The sequence below is a fragment of the Alcaligenes sp. NLF5-7 genome, assembly GCF_024266725.1.
In the GTDB taxonomy this organism is placed as follows: domain Bacteria; phylum Pseudomonadota; class Gammaproteobacteria; order Burkholderiales; family Burkholderiaceae_B; genus Alcaligenes; species Alcaligenes phenolicus.
This window is the reverse complement of sequence record NZ_CP100755.1, coordinates 1713880-1732673: the sequence shown is the minus strand read 5'-3', so window position 1 is coordinate 1732673 and position 18794 is coordinate 1713880. Positions and strand designations below refer to the sequence as shown.

Genomic DNA, 18794 nt, shown 5'->3' with positions numbered 1-18794 from the left:
CGCGTGAAACACAATTACATTGAATGGCATAAACGCTTTGGCCCCAGGCTGAAGCAGGATTTGTTTGCGAGCTGATTTTATGCATCCCCGTTTGGCTGTTCTTCCCCAGTACCTGCTCCCTAAACAGGCTCTGACCCAGTTTCTAGGCGGTTTGGCCTCCAAGCCCATGGGCGGGCGCACGACCTGGGCTATCAAGCGTTTTATCGACCGTTATCAGGTCGATATGAGCGAGGCAGAAAACTCCGACCCAGCCAGCTACGCTACCTTTAACGAGTTTTTTGGTCGAGCTTTGCGTCCGGGGGCCCGCCCTATCGCGGAGACGGCCTTGGTCAGCCCGGTTGATGGTGCCATCAGCCAGTTGGGGCCTATCCAGGGTGCCGAGGTGTTCCAGGCGAAGGGGCATAGCTACTCGACGACGGCTTTGGTAGGCGGAGACGCTCAGGAGGCTGCCCGCTATCAGGATGGGCTGTTTGCGACCCTGTACTTGAGTCCTAGCGACTATCACCGGGTACATATGCCTTGTGCGGGTGTGCTCAAGCGCATGATTCATGTACCGGGCGATTTATTCTCGGTCAATCCGACGACGGCGCGCGGTGTTCCCGGCCTGTTTGCCCGTAATGAACGTGTGGTCTGCTTTTTTGACTCCGAGCAAGGCCCGTTCGTGTTGGTGCTGGTGGGGGCGACGGTGGTGGGCAGTATGGTCACGGTTTGGCATGGTGTGGTAAATGCCTCGCGTGACGGCAAGATCCACGAGTGGAACTACGAAGGTCAGAATATCGCCTTGCAAAAGGGGCAGGAAATGGGCCGATTTCTGCTGGGTTCCACGGTGGTGATGCTGTTCCCCAAAGAAAGCGCCTATCGTTTTGATCCGAGCTGGCAGCCGCAAGGCGTAATCCGCCAAGGTCAAGCGATGGGCTATCAGGGCTAAACCCTGTTTTCTAATGAATAAAACCTGTGTTCAAGTGGACACAGGTTTTTTTTTGTCGTCGGGTCGCCTAAAGGCTCGGCGCCTCCGGCAAAAATTCCCCCTTTTTTTGGGGGGCAGCAAGCCGAAGGCGTTGTGTGGGGCTTTTTTTGACGGTTCAGCGCTTAAAAGTAATCTGTATTCAAGAGGTCTGTGGAGTGAGTATGAAAAGGTGGGGGGCGATAGTGATCAAGATTTTGGTCCTGTTATTGGTCTTGGCGGTAGCGGCCTGGGGCGCGCTGGCACTACAGTTTCAGTTGTCAGCAGGTCTGGGGCGCTGGCTGGCATTGGCTGGCTGGGTAGCGGTGGCTGGATTGAGCCTGTATGCCTTGAGCAAGGGCAAGAACTGGCTCTTTGCACCCCAGGCGTTGGGCTTTCTGGTGCTGGTAGTCTGGTGGAGCAGTATTGCGCCCAGCAACGACCGGGAATGGGCGCCTGATGTGGCCAGAATGAGTTACGGCGAGGTAAATGGTTCCGTGGTGACTCTGCACAATGTGCGTGACTTTAACTGGCGCAGCGAGACCGATTTTGATGAGCATTGGATTAGCCAGGACTACGATCTGCAGACGCTCAAATCGGTAGATATGTTCCTTTCGTACTGGATGGGCCCGGTGATCGCTCATACCCTGGTGTCTTTCGGGTTTGAGGATGGCCGCCATGTGGTGTTTTCGGTAGAAATACGCAAGGAAAAGCACGAGGCATTTTCTGCGATAGGCGGTTTTTTCAAAGAGTTTGAGTTGAGCTTGATTGCGGCAACAGAGCAGGACATTGTGCGTACCCGTAGCAATGCGCGCGGCGAAGACGTGTATATGTACAGCGTTGAATTGGCAAAACCTGCCATGCAGGCCTTGTTCTTGTCTTATGTGGAGCAGGGCCAGCAATTGCAGACTACTCCCCGTTTCTACAACACCTTGACGGCTAATTGCACCACCATTGTTTACGACATGGTCTCCAGGATCGTGGACGGCATACCGTGGGACTGGCGTGTGCTGGCTTCGGGCTATTTGGCCGAGTATGTGTATGGTCTGAATGCTTTGGCGCCAGGCCATAGTTTCCAGGAACTGAAGCAACTGGGCTACATCAACCCGAGAGCCTTGTCGCAGCAGGAGGGGCAGGATTTTTCTGCTTTGATTCGACAGGATTTGCCTCTCGTAAAGCCTTTTTAAGGCTGCTTTAGGCGCTTTTGTTCCACGTGAAACATATGTTTTACTTTATACGCTCTGAAAATTAGAGCGTATCAGGAATAAAAATAATAAATAAAAACCCCATCATATGAAAATCATGTGATGGGGTTTTTTAATCCCTGTACCCTGTTTTTCAGATTGCAGATGCGATAGAAAATAATTATTTTTGCCAAATGCGTCAGGGCCGTTCATGGACAGCTTAAGGAGTGGCCCGCCACTGCACCAACTGCTCCAGCGTCGTGGTGTTGCCACCACACACAACGACCAGAATGTTGCTGTACGGAGCCAGGGCCTCATGATCCAGGTAGAGAGTCGACAAAGCCGCGCCACATGCGGGTTCCACCAGAACGCGATGATCGGTCAGAAAGCGCAGGCATGCGCTGACGGCCTGAGCATCGCTGACCTGAACGCAGGTGGTGGGATGAGATTGGCTAATGGCGTAGGCCTGATCGCAGACGCGTGGTGCAGCCAAGGAGGTGGCAACCCCACTGACTTCGCCAAGTGTGATGTGCTGGCGCTGCCTTACCGACTCGCCCAGGCTGGCGGTGCCCTGGGTTTCTACCGCAATAATCGGGGTTTTGTCCCAACCCTGCTCCCGCAGGCCTTGGGCCATCCCGCATAGCAAGCCACCTCCGCCTACAGCCAGCAAGACGGCATCCGGCTGTACGCCCATTTGGGCCACTTCTGCGATCAGGCTGGCGTGGCCTTCCCAAAGCAAGGGGTCATCAAATGGGTGAATCAGGGCGTCGTCTTCTTGCACCAGGGTCAGCGCATACTCATGAGCTTCCTGCCAGTTCTTGCCGATTACGTGCAGCTCGGCTTTTTCCCGTTGAATCAAGCGTCTGGCGTGTTCGCTAGTGGTTTCGGGGACGACAACAAGGGTGGGCATGGTCAGGCGGCGTCCGGCATAGGCAACGGCAATTCCGGCATTGCCTCCCGAAGAAATGATAAAGCGCTTCTTTCCTTGCTGGGCATGGTGCTGACACAAGTGGCCAATACCGCGAATTTTGAATGATCCGCTAGGTTGCAGCGCATCCATTTTTAACCAGATTTGTTTGCCAAGCTGCTCGCTCAAGGCGTGTGAAAAAATGAGCGGTGTCTCAAGGTGAAGAATCATTTCTTATCGTTCCAGATTTTATAGTGATCTGAGGGGGCGCGTTAGGCGCTCCGAGCGCTGTTCACCACATTTTATCGGTCTGAAACACGTGTGGCTAAAGATCCTGGGCACGGTTTTGTGACGACCAGGACAAGCGGGCGGAAAATTGTTTGGAAAGGATGCTTATATCATCGGGCCTGGATTTTGTAACTGTTCTTGTTCTCTGCGCTAAGTCCCTTTATTAGCGTTTAATGTGAGGCAGCTTACTAACTAACTACGTGTCTGCACCTACTTACAATTTTGCTTCGTCTGGACTGTAGTGTTCAAGCTAAATCAAGGGCTTATCTGATAAAATTCCAGATAAATCGCCCGACTCAAGACCCCTTTCCGTACGGAATTCAGGCCCGGTCTTAAGCGTTTAATTTTAAGTGCATGATAAGCACCGAAACTCATTCCAATCACTCGGGCCATAAAGCAGTGTTGTTTTTTGCTTTACCTGGGCGGAATAAAAACAATAATAACCAGAACTTATTTCTAGAAAGGACGCTGTGGTAGCGGTTCTTAAAGGAATAAAGATTTTGTTATGAAAACTGCCACCAGACCTGCTGATATTTATATGCGTTTTTTGCAGCTCGCTGATTCGCTGCATACCCTGCCTTGCTTACCTTGCCTGGACCCTCTTGAAGAGCGGATCCTGGTGCTGGTTGCCAAGGCATCGAAAGACTGTTTGCGTTTGTCGGTGCGCGATGTCATGGCCGTAGAACGGCTGGGATCGCCCGCGACTATTCATACCCGCCTCAAATCCATGCGCGAGAAAGGCTGGATCGTCCTTAGTGATACGGAGGACACTCGCCGCAAACAAGTGGACTTGAGCCAGGCTGCCCTGCTGCATTTTGATCGTCTTTCCGCCTGTCTTTTAGAGGCGGCAAATGTTTGATTGATCAAATGGCGCGGCCTTGCACCCGATGTAATTGCTGAATCCGCAAAAAGAAGCGTGTGGCATCAGGTAAATAAGCGGGAAGCGCTCGGGTCCAACTAATGGAATGCAAACAGGCGTTTGCAAAAAGCGCTCGCGTGTCTGGTGCTTAAAAAACGGAAAAGATAGGCGGCATTAAAACAATGCCCCTGTTTAGCGGATTTACCTGCCTTCAAAGAGTCTATTTTTCTATACTGGGGACTCACCTTGAATACCATGCCTGGAGGCAGAATGCGCTTACCCATCTATCAGCTTGATGCCTTTACCGACACCTTGTTTGCAGGCAATCCTGCCGCCGTGGTGTTGTTGCCCGAGTTCCCTGACGATGCCTTGATGCAGTCGATTGCGCAGGAGAACAATCTTGCCGAAACCGCCTTTCTGGTGCCACAAGGCCAGGACTTTCGCCTGCGCTGGTTCACCCCTACGGTAGAAGTGCCCTTGTGTGGACACGCAACATTGGCCAGCGCCGCCGTTGTGCTGCAGCATGTGCGTCCCCAGGACAGCCAGGTGGTGTTCCATACGCTAAGTGGTGCTTTGACGGTGCGGCGTGACCAAGATAGCTATGTCATGGATTTGCCTGTGCGCCCGGTTCGCCGTGTGGATGACAATCCTTTGCTGGAGCAAGCCTTGGGCACCAAGATTACGCAACTGTGGCGTAATGACTTCACCCATCTGGCTGTATTGGAAACGCAAGAGCAAGTGCGACAGCTGCAGGTGGATGCGGCAGCCATGCTGGCCAGTGGCTGTGACGGATGCATTGTGACAGCGCCGGGCTCGGGCCAGTTTGATATTGTCAGCCGCTTTTTTGCTCCTGGTCACGGTATTGAGGAAGATCCGGTTACGGGCTCGGCCCATTGTGCTTTGCTGCCGTACTGGGCTCCTATCCTGGGCAAAACTCATTTGCTGGCGTATCAGGCTTCTGCCCGTGGTGGTGTATTGGATTGCACCTTAACGGGTGACCGCGTGTTCTTGAAAGGCCAGGCCGTCCTGTATATGGAAGGACACATCCAGATCGTCTGAGACGATGCCAAGCGGTTTAAACGGGCATGGCGGTGCCGTGCCTGTATTGGTAACGCCTTTCCCTTGTTTTTGGCCGATCAGCGCAGTAGTCAGCAAGACAGGCTGTACATTTTTTTGGCCTTCTTTATTGCGACTTTTTATGGGTTTTTGATCTCTTATGATTCCTGTCGCTCCATTTTCTTTGCTGTTTCTGCTGATTATTACGCTCGGGCCGCTTGCCTTGATTATTGTGCTGGTCTGGGTGGTTTTGCTTTTAGTACAGCCACAGAGCCGGGCAAACTTTAAGAAAAAACCCTGGCCACGCGTACTTGTTTTGCTTCCTTTGCTTGTATTGGCGCTCTATTACAGTTATTTCCAATGGGAGGTCTATCAGTTCGATAAACGTCAGGCACAGGAGCTGGCTAGTCGGCAGCATGTTTTAAAAGAGCCTGGCCGTTTTGCCGGAATTGATATGCCAGCCGGAACAGAGCTGGAGTTGAGTGTGTGGGGCGACCCGGACAGCGTGTCCTGGGCTCGTTTCCCGGAGGCGGTCATGGTAGGCAATGCTCCAGTCCTGTCTTTCAAGCGCCTCCGGCCCGATTTGCAGAACTCCAGCTGGAAGCTGCATCTGGCAGGCGATACGGAATTGGAGGGCTGGCAATGTGATGGCAGCCAAGTGCTTGAAATGGAACAAGATCCCATGGCAGAGCACGGTTTTCGTTTTGTCAGCTGCTTTTTGGCTAAAGGGAATCAGATCAGGGGCTGGAGTCCCTATGCGGCGGCTTCCAATATGAACACAGCCCCGGATTTTGTTCTGGATCTACCTGCCGGCACTTTGGTTCAGGCAAGGCCGGATGGGACTTTGTATGTCAACGGTGAGCGGGATCAGGACCGTTGGATGGTACGTGTAGAGGAAGAGGGTTTACAGGTTCAGGCATGGAATCTGCCTTTGGAGCGTGCTTATTTCTCAGTCGATAAAAATAAAGATCTACTTTATCTCTCGCATGCTCAATTGGCTCGAGAATTTCAATTCGGCGGATTTAGTTATCCAGCCGGTACGCGTGTGTCGACGCCCAACTATCGCTTTTACCCGCAGTGGCCACTTTTATTGAGAATGGTATTGCCTGCGGATGACGAATCGGATCAAAGAAAAGAACAGGTTCATGACCTGCTTAGTGGCCAAGTTTTGGACGGTTTTCACTAGTTAACGACCTGATTCCGGCTTTTTTTACCTGTAATCTGCAGTTTTTCTGTGGTGAGTGTAATTAAATAAGGCGAATTTGTTTGGAATGGGTCAATTTGAGTTAATGTAAGCATTTGAAGCGAATGTATAAAATAAAAACGTATCGTTTTCAAAGGTGGAATTTAGAGGGTTGGTGGCTGCTGGTTTCGTTTTTTAAGGTTTTGGCCTTGAGCGGAAGGGACAATCCGTCGGACTGAAACCGCCCTATTGCTGGCTTAACTGAACAAGGTTAGATGCCGCTATGACGACATATCAAGGGGAACTGCTGGAGCATACGCAGGCCCACGCACAGGCTGCTTACTGGTTTACTCGCTTGAACTCGGGCGAGGCTACCGCAGCTGAATTACGGGAATTTGAGGATTGGCGCCGTGACAATCCTGAAAACGAACGTTCATATCGATATATTTGCTATTTTTGTGACGCCAGCCTGGATGCGCCCGAGCATGAGATACGCCGTTTATTGGCTGGCTCGGGGGAAAAGCCAGCGTTGCTCAAGCCCTATCACCGTGGTTTGCTGGCGGGTTTACTGGTGTTGGCCTTGGCGCTGACCGTGTTTTTCTCCTGGCCCGAGCCGATATTGCGAGAAGAGCACCTGGTATCGGGGGCTCAAATGCTGGAGCAACGGTTTGTTGATGGGGCCGTGCTGCGCTTGGGCCCGGATTCAGCCCTTGAAATCCGTGAATACGAGGACAGATTGAATCTGCAGCTTTTACGTGGACAGGTCACGCTGTTGCTGGCTGATCCCACACCAAAGAGTGTGACGGTCTTTTCCAGCTTTGCGCAGGCTCGCAGTAACAAGGGGCAGTTTTCGGCTTTTCTGGACAGCGATCAAATGAAATTTGCTGTGGATACTGGATCGGTCGAAGTATCTAGCGGGACATGGTGGCGTCGACAGACTCGGGTCTTGATTCCCGGTCAACATATTGATGTGGATCGATGGTCTGGAATGAAACGGGTTCAACCCGCTCCTGTATCTCCGAATGAGGCCGACTAACAGTCGGCCTCTTACGTTTCAGAGCGTTTAGAACATCCAGTTCAGGAATAATTTACCGTTTATATCGGCACGGCTATCCCCTAATAAACGGGTACTGGCCGACAGACCTAAACGCAGACGCTCGGATTGCTGCAAGCTGATGCTGGTGCCCAGCGCCAAAGCATGGCTATCTACCCGCGCGTAACGACCATCAAAACTCACGGATTGGGCACTGGCAAAGGCCGCTTCCTGGGTCTGGTTACGGCTTAGCAAAGCCTGCTCCCAAGCAATCGATAAGGACGTTTGCAGTTGGCGATCCTGGCTTAAATTCCAGTTTTGACGCAGGGCCAGGCCAATGGAAGCCTGCAAGGCATTTTGGCGGCTGGCGTCCAGGCGCAGACGGCTGGCGGCATCGCCACTCTCTTCCAGTCCAGGGCGCCGGTAATGGAGGTAATCCAGAGCCAGAACCGGCCCGATGCTGCCGTTCTCGCCCAGCGTCCAGTTGTAGCCAGTCTGTACACCGAGCGAGAAGGTATGCCCTGTCCAATCCGAGGAGGGACGTGCTTGATAGCCCGCAAAGCTGATGTTGCGGTTCATCTTGCCCTGTTCGATACCCACACGTAGTTGGGCCAAGCCATTCCAGCCTTCCTGGCTGTAGCCACGGTAGCGGGCATGCACCCCCAGGCCCAGACCGGTCAGCTTGCTCTTGGCCTGGAAGGGGGCGTCTACGTTGACACGCTGCTCGTTGGCATTACCATGCACCCCCAGGCTCCAGTCACTGCCTTCAGTCCGGTGTTCCGCCCCCAGCATTACCCCATAGGTCTCGCTGCGGTGGTCAACATCGTTGTTACCCAGTTGCCAGTGGTAGCGGCCCCCATAGGTCTGGATGAAGCTTTGCCAGCCGCTCTTGTTGATACCGTCGGTTTGGCGCAATTGTTCGGATACCAGTTGTTCGCGACGCAAGGCGGCAGCGGTTTGGGCAGCGTAAGATCCTGCACTTAATTGGTCCAAAGCCAGGCCAATATCGCTGCCATCAGTCCGAGAGAAGTCCATGGCCTGATACACCGCTGCCAGGGACTGATTGCCCGAGGAGGCTTGTGCCAGGCTGGTACCTACCGAGGCTGCATTGGGCGAAGCAGCATATTGCGCATAAGCGTCCTGATTACGGCTGACGGACCAGCCATTGCCCGTGCTTTGTACATTCAGGGTGGGCGATGCCAGCGTGGCATTGAGCGCAGCAAACTGCCCTTGTGTCTGGCTGGCAGTGAACACCTTGTCCTGGTTCAGTGTCCAGCCGTTCTGATACCAGTCTGGTTGCAAGTCCACGTGCAGTTCACCATCCAGCTGCGCCAAACCTTGCACATCAATATGATCGTTCTGCGTGGTCGAGGCCTCCACCAGAATCCGGCCATCGGCACCTTGGACAAAGTTGCCCTTGATCGTCATGTTCCCGTAGGAATTTCCAGGGCTGAGTGTGCCGTTATTGGTGAAGTTGTATTCAGGGTTGATCGTGAATTCGCTATTGCCGTACAGGGTGGCACCCCGATCTACTCGCAAGCCATACAACTCGTGTTGTCCATTCAAAGAGGTTGCGCCCCCGGCAATGACAACAGCCAGATTGTTTTGACCTTTGATATTGCCGTCATAACGCATCTGGAAGTTAGGATCAGCCGCCTTGGTGGCACGACCGTTTTCATCGGCCTTTTGACCGAAGCTGATGCGGGTCAGGAGCAGTTGCTGGTCAGAGTCGCGACGGTTGTAGTCCGAGGTGATGTCACCAGTAATTTGCGCGCCCTGCAAGATATTGATGTTCTGCACCCAGGCATTGTCTGCGATATGGATGGCTGCTTTCTGGCCCGACAAGGTGCCGGACAGATCGTAATTGCTGATCAAGGCACCTTGCAAAATGGTCGGTACAGCTTGTAGCTGGCCATCCACTACGACTAGCCAGGAGCCGTGATACTCATCGTCGCTACCCATGGCGTTCTGGCCGAAGTCAAACAGGGCTCCGATGCCAGCTTGGCCATCTGCCCGGACCTCACCTTGCTGAACAATATTGTGATGACGACCATAGCTGAATTGCAGGCCGCGGCCATACCAGCCCTGGGCATGAATACGCGTGGCTTCGGGGATAAGGAGAGTGTTTTCGCTACCATCCACACGTACGCCTACGCCTCCTGGCCCGGCTGTCAGTAAATCCGCCGCCTGGGTAATGATGTTGCGTTCGCCATAAATGTGCAGCCCCAAGCCTTGCGTGGCCATATTGTATTGACCGGGCAGGTAGGCCGTGCCGTTTGCATTGCGGGCAAAGTAGCCATTGGTATTGTTCAGGGTGACACCGTCCCCATAGACCGAATAGCCAAAGAAGTTGCGACGATCAATGCTCAGCCCAATATCCTGCAGGGCGGCAAGCTCGGCTTCCATCAGATTCACATAGTTGCGATAGGTCTGATGGCTCATCAAGCTGTTGCGCAGCTCGGTGTGGCTCATGTAGTTGCGATCCACTCCGTATCGCGGTTGGTCATGAACGTTCAGGATGCTGACGGGGATGCCCGGCATGGCGCCATTCAGGACTTCCTGTACATGATCTCCAGTGAAGTAGCCCTTGTCTTCGCGCAGGTCAAAAGCGGCAGGATCATATGGGTTGGTGCAGACCGAGCACAGGATTTTCTGTCCAGGGCTGGGGGCTCGACCCTGGTCATCGCGCAAGCCCAAGGCCCAGGGGCTAAGGTCATTCAGGAAAAAGGGATCGGGTGGATCAAAGCTGTTTTCAGGCAGGTTGTCGGTGACTGTATTGCTGATGCCTAAAGCATGCGCCAACTCGTGGAAAATGACTGCGTTGTAGTCCGCCTTGCCAGTTAAGGGCAGTTGGCTTGGATTGACGGGGGCGGTATCCAGATCCAGCTTTCCGACGCTGATAACCGCATCGGGGTTGTTTGGGTCACCCTGGAAGATTCCGTGCAAGCGTGCTTGCAAGGCCGACAGGACGAAGTTGGGATGATCAGGGTTACTTAGTTGGGCACCATAGGCATTGGCGTTCTTGTCATTCATGGTGCCCAAGTTGATCACAGCCGGTGTGTAGCCCGCCGGCAGGTCAAGGATTTCGGCCCAGCGCTCCAGTGCGGCACGAATTTTCAGCCGACCATTCTCGTCAATATTCCAGGGGGAAACGCGTGGATTGGATTGATCCGACGTATCGTAACCGCCATCATCCGGCCCATAGATCCGCAACTCAAAGGCTTGTTGACCTTGTTTGTTCAGAATGAATTCTGTCTCGTAGGCATAAGCGCTGCCGGCCCAGCTCAAGGCCAACAGGGTGTGGCCTAGTAGTGCTTTGATTTTGAAGTCCATGGGGTTCAGATAAAGAGAAGACAATGGTTAGGAGGCACTTTTCGTATAAAAGTAAATAAAAGTGTCTTTTCTTGCTACTTATTTCTGAGCTGTGCCGAACAGCTGAGTAAAAGGCGCAACACTTGGTGAACACATCACGGTAAAGAACTACCGGGTTTCAGCCGTAACCCTCTAGGGGATGATGTGTACAAGAGAGGAAAGTATGACCATAGAGATCAGTGGACAGGGTTTAATACATAAACAAACTATGCCCGTGGCTGAACCATTAAACGCGTCGGCCATGACGCCCCCTGTGGTGCCCGAGCAGGAAGAGTCTGGTTCCATAGACTCGTCGGGACGTATCAAGGTGCACCTGTCTCCCATGGGAAAAGATCTGTCGTTGACCAGTCAGCAAGCTCAGAAAAAAGGCCGCGACAAGGACATTGATGACAGCTCTTTGCCTGACGGAGTCAAGGACATACTTAAACGTATCCGCGACCTGAAAGAGCAAATTCAGCAAAAACTGATGGAGTTGCAGCGTATCCAGGCCAGCGACAAAGGTAGTGAAGCGGAAAAGAAACAGGAGCTGGAGCGCGTGCAAGGCGAGCTGACCAGTTTGAACGGTGCTCTGTCCAGTGCCCACGCCATGTTGAACAAGGTTATGGACGACATTGAGCTGGATGGAGATAGCCGTATGGAAGTGGCAGATTTGTTGATGAAGTAAGAAGCCGTTCGACTGGCTTCGGGAGTCCTTGGGGGCGCGGGCGGTTTGTTCGGGCGCAAGCCTGTATGAACCAGTGACTGCGCCCTTTTTTGACTCGGGACAGTCTGGGGCTGCCGTCACTGATACTCAGGGCTGGTTTGCCACCGTCAAGGCCTGCGTAATTTTGTGGTTGAGCTGATGTGGAGACATCAAATCCGCCGTGACCTGTGCTTTGGTGCGAATGATGTAGGCAGTCGATGGATTCAAATCAATGCAATACACCACCAGCGATCCGCCCCCTAGGGGAGCCGCACCAATATAAACCCCTAACTGTTCGCTGGCTGCCGAGTCATTGCGCTGCTGGTAGCCTTCGCCCGCGGCGGTTTGCTGAACGGTATCCAGGCACTGGGCCACGCTGAGACGGGAGATGGAGCGCTGTTCCGCCTCCAATTCCAGAGGCATCCATTCTTGAGCTTGTGCTGCCCAAGCGCCATGAAGCAAAGCTGCCATCAAAACCCACTTGTTGAGTGTGTGCATGATGTCCTCCCGCAGGAGACGATGGAATACCCAGCATAGTCCTGATCGATGAGGACGAGCTTTGATAGGGCTTAATTCAGGGATGAATTTCGGGTTTTTACTGAGGTGGGGGCCTGCTCGCAGTAGTAGGGGTAGGCAAGTATCCGGCAGTCGGCTTGAAGAAGGTTCCAGGCCTTCTTCCTTTAGCTGCTAGTGTGGCTCTTGGTCTTTCTGCTTGTGGGCTGGAAGTTTCCCTGTTTGTTTCAGCAGTTTCTTTTCTTCTGTTTTGACGCGACGTTCCAGCTTTTTAATATCTTCCTCGGCAGGGAGCTGCTCAGGCTGGATACCGCGCTGACCCAGCATATCGCGCACGCTGCGGTTGTTCTGTTCATGCTCGCGGGTGATCGACGTCTCGCCATGTAGCTGCTCTTGCGTGACGTTGTGATTCGTCATTTCCGTGGCGAGGTTCTTGGCGGCAATGGTTAGCGTAGGCAGAAAGTCAGCCAAGGGGCGGGTTTGAATAATGCCGTAGCGGTCTTTCATCATCTGGGTGGTGTGCCCACCAAATAGCGCCGCATCCCCTTTTGATCGGATGCGGCCAAAGCCTTTGTCGTCTACCCCATGTTCATAGAGGTTTTGCGATAGTGTTCTTTCGGACTCGCGAAGGCGTTCGCGGGCATCCAGTCTGGCTTGCAGACGCATGCGGTCTTCAATCAGCTCCTGCTTGCGGGTCTGGATGGCGAAGTAGCTTTGAGCAAAGGCAATCGCCGGCTTGCGTGGGTCGCCGTTTTGGGCGATGAGGTAACAGGCATAGCGGGTGAGCATGATGTCTTCTATTGAACGATCTGCTCCGCTGCCAATCTGGACCATTTTCGTGACGCCACGAAAATGGTCCCCTTCTTCGTAACCCGTTGTTTTACAAGACTCTACCGCCCGGTCGATCGCCGTCTTGAAGTTCTCCCAACGCACATAGCCTAAAGGCTCCATCAAGTCGCGGGCGAACCAGAACTCCACGCCCTCTTCTGGGATGGTGTGGCTCAAGCCGTCGAACTGGTTTGTTAGCTGCGTAATGTCTTGAGATTCCACTTGATGTCTCCGGGTTGTATGACACTTGCCATCACGTCGCCAAAAGCCTTGTCTGGTTCTGGGGCCAGTGCGATGAGACACCGAGGACGTTCAGGCCTGCATCACTTCCCAATACAAAAACTGGAGAAAATCTCCCCCAGCAAATCATCGCTGCTGAACTCGCCGGTTATCGAGCACAGATCCAGATGTGCCAGGCGGAGCTCTTCTGCAAACAGATCCAATACCTGATCGCTGTGTGTGGCGTGTTCCGCAGCCAGGCCCAGGTGGTACTCCGCGCGCTCCAAGGCCCGCAGGTGTCGTTCTCGTGCCAGCCAGGGGGACTCACTGCCGGGGTTCCAGCCTGCGATATCCAGCAAGGTGCGGCGCAGCGTGTCCAGACCGATGTCCTTACGGGCAGAAATCGGCAGCACGGTGGCGCCGCTTTCTTGTGCCGGCAAGGCCGCCTGTTGCTCAGCTGTCAGCAAGTCTATCTTGTTATAGACGCGCAGCACGGGTACGTGTGATGGCAGGCGAGTGGTAATGGCACTATCGAGCTCGTCTTGCGGGTTGCGAGCATCGAGCAGGTGCACGATCACGTTCGCCTTGGCGATTTCGTCCCAGGTTCGGGCGATACCGATGCGCTCTACGGTGTCCTCGGTTTCACGCAGACCAGCGGTGTCCACGATATGTAGCGGGATGCCATCGATGTGGATCAGCTGCATGACGCGGTCGCGGGTGGTGCCGGCGATGTCGGTCACGATGGCCACATCTTCACCGGCCAGGGCGTTGAGCAGGCTGGATTTACCCACATTGGGCTGGCCTGCCAGTACAACGTGCAGACCTTCGCGCAGAATCGCTCCTTGACGCGAATGCTGCAGGATGCGTTCCAGTTCGTCCTGTATGCCTTGCAGGGTGGCTGCTGCCTGGTATTTTTCCAGGAAGTCGATTTCTTCTTCGGGGAAATCCAGCGTAGCTTCTACCAGCATGCGCAGGTGAATGATACGGTCGGCCAGGGCGTTGACGTTGTTGGAAAACACGCCGGACAGGGACGCGACGGCACTGCGGGCCGCGGCTTCCGATGAAGCGTCAATCAAGTCGGCCACGGCCTCGGCCTGGGCCAGGTCCAGTCTGTCATTCAAGAAGGCGCGCTGGGTGAACTCGCCAGGCTCGGCCAGGCGCAGGCCCTGATCTTTACCCGCTTCCAGGCAGCGATCCAGCAGGCGGCGCAGAACAGCCGGGCCGCCGTGGCCCTGCAGCTCCAGCACATCTTCGCCGGTATAAGAATGCGGGCCTTTAAAGAACAGCGCGATGCCCTCGTCGATTGCCTCGCCTTGTGCGTCCTTGAAGGGCAAAAAGTGCGCATGACGCGCTTGCAGCGTACGGCCAAACAGGGTCTGGATCAGAGCATCAAGCTCCTTGCCGGACACACGGATGACACCAATACCACCCCGGCCGGGGGCGGTGGCAATAGCCACAATAGGGGAAGAACTGGACATGGGCAGATCGATCAAAGAGGCAGAACAGAGCCGTATTGTAATGGAGCAGGTGGATGGTTCGGGCTTGGAGCGTTAGCCCTTGTTGGTATCTGAAATGCTTGCTTTTATGTACTTGTGGCCCAGGCTCTTGAGAATCAGGCAATCAGGCAATCAGGCAATCAGGCAATCAGGCAATCAGGCAATCAGGCAATCAGGTAATCAGGCAATCCAGCAGACATCTGGGCTATCTAATCGGGGACAAAGCAAATAAACGAGCTCTTTGGTATGCCACCAAAGCGTCAAAAGCTAACTGTCTACGCCTCTTGAGTCTAATGATTGTTCACACAAACCACCAAGATCTCCACGCTTTCCCCGTGTTCGCACAGGTACAAGTGGCCCAGATTGCTTTTGAAGTAGATGCTGTCGCGCGCCTGCAGCACGTGGCGGCGCCCGTCCTGAAACTGCATGGTCAACTGCCCTTCGATCACAAAAATAAATTCTTCGCCTTCGTGCTGGCTGAAGTCGCTGGCATCGCGTGGTTTACCGGCCAGGACACGCCCGTGCATGGGCGTCATTTTCTTGTTGATCCATTCCGATGCCAGCATGCCGTATTCATAACGATGCGCATGGTAGGTCACGGTACGTGAAGCCCGTCCCACCAGAATATCCATGCCGGATTCATTTTGATCGCGAGGTGTCTTGAACAGGTCGGACAAATCCATCTTCAAGGCCCGGCTGACGGCCAGAAATTTTTCGTAGCTCAGGCCAATCAGGCCGCGCTCTGCCTTGGACAGGGTGGACAAAGACACATTGGATAAGCGTGCCAACATCAGCAGGGTCAGGCCCTGTCGTTTGCGTTCATCACGTATGCGCGCCCCCATGGCTGTTTTGCTCAATAAGTTGGGGGCGGTGTTGGCTAAGTCTTTTGTCATAACCTAAAGAAGTAAAAAACCATCTTCTTATAAATAATATTAATTTTCTTATAGGAAAACTCTGTCCTATTGTATAGAACTACACGTTTTACGCTGGGAGAAAGAAGGCATGACTGCGTTGTTTGATCCTACTGCTTATCCCTCTACCTCGGTGGAATGGATACAAAAACTGATTGCTTATGATACGACAAGCCGGGAATCCAACCTGGAACTGATTCATGACGTGCAGGCCTATTTGCAGCAGCAAGGGCTGGAAACTGTGCTGACGCATGACGCCAGCGGCCGCAAGGCCAATCTGTTCGCTACGATTCCGGCTGCCGATGGCACGCGTACGGGTGGCATTGTTTTGTCGGGCCATACTGATGTGGTGCCTGTCGATGGCCAGAACTGGAGCAGTGACCCTTTCAAAGCCGAGATTCGCGACGACCGCCTGTATGGCCGCGGTACTTGCGACATGAAAGGCTTTGTCGGTGTGACTTTGCAATTGGTTCCTGAAATGCTGGCGACCAAGCTGGCCAAACCCATCCACCTTGCCTACTCCTACGACGAAGAAGTCGGTTGTGTGGGCGCGCCAGTCATGATTGATGACTTGGTCCGCCGTGGCGTGAAACCGGAAGGTTGCGTGGTGGGTGAACCCACCAGCATGCGCACCATCGTGGCGCATAAAGGCATTAACGCCTATCGCTGCCGGGTGCACGGTCATGCCGCGCACTCCTCGCTGACCCCCAAGGGTGTGAACGCGATTGAGCATGCCGCCCGCATCATTACCGCCATCCGTGATCTGGCCGACGACTACAAGAGCATGGGCCCTTATGACCATGATTTTGACGTGCCCTTCACCACTTTGCAGACCAGCATGATTCGTGGCGGTATCGCCTTGAATACCGTACCTGACCTTTGCGAGTTTGAATTTGAATACCGCAATCTGCCCGGCGTGGACCCCGAGCCGATCTTGCAGGAAATCCGTGAGTTCATTGACCTGAAAGTCCTGCCTGCCATGCGCCGCGAGCATCCGGATGCTTTGGTGGAGCTGGAGAAACTGGCCAGCGCTCCCGGCCTGAATCCTGAAGAACAAGCAGCCATTACCAAGCTGGTGCGTGAACTGACGCGGGACGACACGGTGCGCAAAGTGGCCTATGGCACCGAGGCAGGTCTGTTCCAGCAAGCCGGTATCCCTTCGATTATCTGTGGTCCCGGCAATATCGAGCAGGCCCATCGTCCCGACGAGTACGTAGAACTGGCGCAAGTGGAGCAGTGCGAGCAGTTCTTGCGCGCTCTGATTCGCAGCCAGGCTGTGGCCTCTTAAAAATAGACAAACAGGTTTCAAGGCAAACCCATGACAACAGAAAAAGTTACCAAGGAAAATGTGGTGCAGGCGTATGAGCGTCTGCGTCCCTATGTGCGCCAGACGCCCGTGTTCGATTACCAGACCGGGCGTCTGGACAGCGCCGTCAATTTCAAGTTCGAGCATTTGCAGGCCTCGGGCACGTTCAAGGTACGCGGTGCTTTCAACAACTTGTTGAGCTTGTCCGAAGATGCACGCCAGCAAGGGGTGACTTGCGTTTCTGCAGGTAACCACGCCGTGGCCGTGGCCTATGCCGCCCATCAAATCGGGGTGAAAGCCAAGACAGTGATGATCAAGACGGCCAGCCCGGCGCGCGTAGCCCTGTGCCGCGAATATGGGGCCGAGATCGTCTTTGCTGACAATGGCGAGCAGGCGTTTGAACTGGTGCGTCAGATAGAGAAGGACGAACAGAAGACCTTCATTCATCCGTTCAGCACCTACCCCACCGTGTTGGGAACCGCCACGCTGGGCTACGAATGGTTGCAGCAAGCGGGCAAGCTGGACGCGGTGCTGGTGCCCATTGGGGGCGGTGGCTTGGCCGCCGGTGTGTCGGCTGCTGTCAAGCTGTGGCAGCCTGATTGCGTGGTCTATGGCATCGAGCCTGTGGGAGCAAACGTCATGGCGCTTAGCCGCCAGGCTGGCGAGCCGCAAAAAATCGGCGCCATGCAGTCCATCGCAGACAGTCTGATGGCTCCGCATACTGACGAGTTCAGCTTCCGTGTGTGTCAGGACAATATCGATACTCTGGTGACCGTCAACGACGACCAGATCCGTGCTGGGATGCACTTCCTGTTCAACGAATTCAAGATGGCTACTGAACCGGCTTGCGCTGTAGCCACAGCCGCCTTGATGTTCCCCTTGCGCAAACATCTGGCTGGGCAACGAGTGGGCGTGCTGTTCTGCGGCTCCAATACGGATACCGACACCTTTATCCGCCATATCACCACGCCACTGGCGCAAGGCTAATTATGCAGCTAAGCGTTTATGTAGCAAAAGCTCAGGAAGTGTATGAAGGGCTGGATATGGGGGCGGCGATTGATCTGATGCGCCAGGGTTTTGTCGCCATGCAGCAAGGGCGTATTGACCAGCCCTTGCGTACGATTGTGCGCAGCCATTTGTCCAGCGGCTTTCTGGGCATGATGCCTGCCTGCATCAACATGCCGGAGATTTATCCCGAGCCTTTGTACGGTGCCAAGATGGGCACCCTGTTTCCAGACAATGTGCGCTTGGGTAAGGACCCCCATCAAGGCTGCGTGCTCTTGATGAGCGGCTTGACCGGCGAAACACGTGCCATTCTGGATGCCAGCAGCGTGACGGCCTTGCGTACCGCAGCGGTCAGTGGCCTGGCTACCGACATGCTGGCGCGCCCGGATGCCAGCGTGCTGACCTTGTTTGGTGGCGGGCATCAGGCCTTGTGGCAGTTGCGTGCCGTGGCGCAAGTGCGTCGCTTGAGCAACGTATTTGTGATTACCCGCTCCGCACAGTCGGCTCAGCATTTTATTGAGGAAGCCCAGGCGTATCTGGATTGCCCCTTGATAGCTGGAGTCTCGGCCCAGGAAGCCGTGTCTCAATCGGATATGGTACTGACGGCCACCAGCTCTGCCACGCCTGTCTTGCAGCGCGAATGGCTGCGCCCTGGCACGCACATCACTGCCATGGGTTCCAGCACACCCGCCAGCAGTGAACTGGATGGCCCCACCATGACGGCAGGCCGTTTGTTTGTGGACCGTGCGCAATCCACTCGTAACGAGTCGGGCGAGTTCTTGAATGCGTGCAAGCAGGGCTACTTGTCGGCGGATACCGAGTTGAACGAGCTGGGCGCCGTTCTGGAGGGGCAATCCGCAGGCCGCATCAACAATGAAGAAATCACGATTTTTAAATCCTTGGGCTTGGCATTCGAGGACGTATTGACGGCTGCCGCCTTGTTAAGCCGTCATGCCGCACAAGGAAATGGACGAGTAGTAGAACTTTAATAGCGTCATCAAGAGGTAGG

General features: G+C 54.4%; 16 protein-coding genes. 10 read left to right on the top strand and 6 right to left on the bottom strand.

The window, feature by feature from the left end:
* Positions 1–79 precede the first annotated feature (79 nt).
* Positions 80–928, top strand: a complete 849-nt coding sequence (asd, locus tag MID00_RS08090) for an archaetidylserine decarboxylase (protein ID WP_009458320.1) — start codon at positions 80–82, stop codon at positions 926–928.
* A gap of 200 nt (positions 929–1128) precedes the next feature.
* A complete protein-coding gene (locus MID00_RS08085; RefSeq protein WP_247966230.1) occupies positions 1129–2130 on the top strand; it encodes a DUF4105 domain-containing protein in 1002 nt (333 codons plus the stop codon).
* A gap of 217 nt (positions 2131–2347) precedes the next feature.
* On the opposite strand, the gene MID00_RS08080 is transcribed toward MID00_RS08085, so the two are convergent.
* Entirely contained in the window at positions 2348–3265 is a 918-nt protein-coding gene (locus MID00_RS08080; RefSeq protein WP_009458318.1) for a pyridoxal-phosphate dependent enzyme, read from the bottom strand.
* 562 nt (positions 3266–3827) lie between these two features.
* Here MID00_RS08080 and MID00_RS08075 point away from each other — a divergent pair.
* The 4 genes from MID00_RS08075 (at position 3828) to MID00_RS08060 (ending at position 7456) form a co-directional block, all read left to right on the top strand.
* Positions 3828–4181, top strand: a complete 354-nt coding sequence (locus tag MID00_RS08075; RefSeq protein WP_021447165.1) for a MarR family transcriptional regulator — start codon at positions 3828–3830, stop codon at positions 4179–4181.
* A gap of 270 nt (positions 4182–4451) precedes the next feature.
* On the top strand, positions 4452–5240 hold the full coding sequence (locus MID00_RS08070) for a PhzF family phenazine biosynthesis protein (protein ID WP_254500151.1): 789 nt from the start codon (positions 4452–4454) through the stop codon (positions 5238–5240).
* A 157-nt stretch (positions 5241–5397) separates the two neighbouring features.
* On the top strand, positions 5398–6423 hold the full coding sequence (locus MID00_RS08065; protein ID WP_254500150.1) for a hypothetical protein: 1026 nt from the start codon (positions 5398–5400) through the stop codon (positions 6421–6423).
* A gap of 280 nt (positions 6424–6703) precedes the next feature.
* Positions 6704–7456, top strand: coding sequence for a DUF4880 domain-containing protein (locus MID00_RS08060; RefSeq protein WP_250756353.1), 753 nt, complete (start codon positions 6704–6706; stop codon positions 7454–7456).
* A 27-nt stretch (positions 7457–7483) separates the two neighbouring features.
* Here the strand turns inward: MID00_RS08060 and MID00_RS08055 are convergent, their stop codons facing one another.
* Positions 7484–10786 (bottom strand): autotransporter domain-containing protein, encoded by a 3303-nt coding sequence (locus MID00_RS08055; RefSeq protein ID WP_254500149.1) that lies wholly within the window; start codon positions 10784–10786, stop codon positions 7484–7486.
* 280 nt (positions 10787–11066) lie between these two features.
* Between MID00_RS08055 and MID00_RS08050 the strand changes: the two genes are divergently transcribed.
* A complete protein-coding gene (locus MID00_RS08050; protein WP_250756355.1) occupies positions 11067–11489 on the top strand; it encodes a hypothetical protein in 423 nt (140 codons plus the stop codon).
* 126 nt (positions 11490–11615) lie between these two features.
* On the opposite strand, the gene MID00_RS08045 is transcribed toward MID00_RS08050, so the two are convergent.
* From MID00_RS08045 to MID00_RS08030, 4 genes are all read right to left on the bottom strand, one after another.
* Positions 11616–12005 (bottom strand): DUF6180 family protein, encoded by a 390-nt coding sequence (locus MID00_RS08045; protein WP_137431124.1) that lies wholly within the window; start codon positions 12003–12005, stop codon positions 11616–11618.
* A 189-nt stretch (positions 12006–12194) separates the two neighbouring features.
* Positions 12195–13070 carry a DNA damage-inducible protein D gene (dinD, locus tag MID00_RS08040; RefSeq protein WP_009461412.1) on the bottom strand — a complete coding sequence of 292 codons (876 nt, stop codon included), beginning with the start codon at positions 13068–13070 and terminating at the stop codon, positions 12195–12197.
* A 101-nt stretch (positions 13071–13171) separates the two neighbouring features.
* On the bottom strand, positions 13172–14545 hold the full coding sequence (gene mnmE, locus MID00_RS08035; protein WP_009461414.1) for a tRNA uridine-5-carboxymethylaminomethyl(34) synthesis GTPase MnmE: 1374 nt from the start codon (positions 14543–14545) through the stop codon (positions 13172–13174).
* A gap of 308 nt (positions 14546–14853) precedes the next feature.
* Positions 14854–15456, bottom strand: coding sequence for a helix-turn-helix domain-containing protein (locus MID00_RS08030; RefSeq protein WP_022983402.1), 603 nt, complete (start codon positions 15454–15456; stop codon positions 14854–14856).
* 109 nt (positions 15457–15565) lie between these two features.
* Here MID00_RS08030 and argE point away from each other — a divergent pair, with 109 nt between their 5' ends.
* From argE to MID00_RS08015, 3 genes are read left to right on the top strand one after another with little or no spacing between them, the layout of a single operon-like run.
* Positions 15566–16762 (top strand): acetylornithine deacetylase, encoded by a 1197-nt coding sequence (gene argE, locus MID00_RS08025; RefSeq protein WP_035274907.1) that lies wholly within the window; start codon positions 15566–15568, stop codon positions 16760–16762.
* Between the two features lie 30 nt (positions 16763–16792).
* Entirely contained in the window at positions 16793–17767 is a 975-nt protein-coding gene (locus tag MID00_RS08020) for a threonine/serine dehydratase (protein WP_254500148.1), read from the top strand.
* Positions 17768–17769: 2 nt separating this feature from the next.
* Positions 17770–18774: an ornithine cyclodeaminase family protein gene (locus tag MID00_RS08015; RefSeq protein ID WP_009461421.1), complete on the top strand. Its 1005-nt coding sequence runs from the start codon at positions 17770–17772 to the stop codon at positions 18772–18774.
* Positions 18775–18794 lie beyond the last annotated feature (20 nt).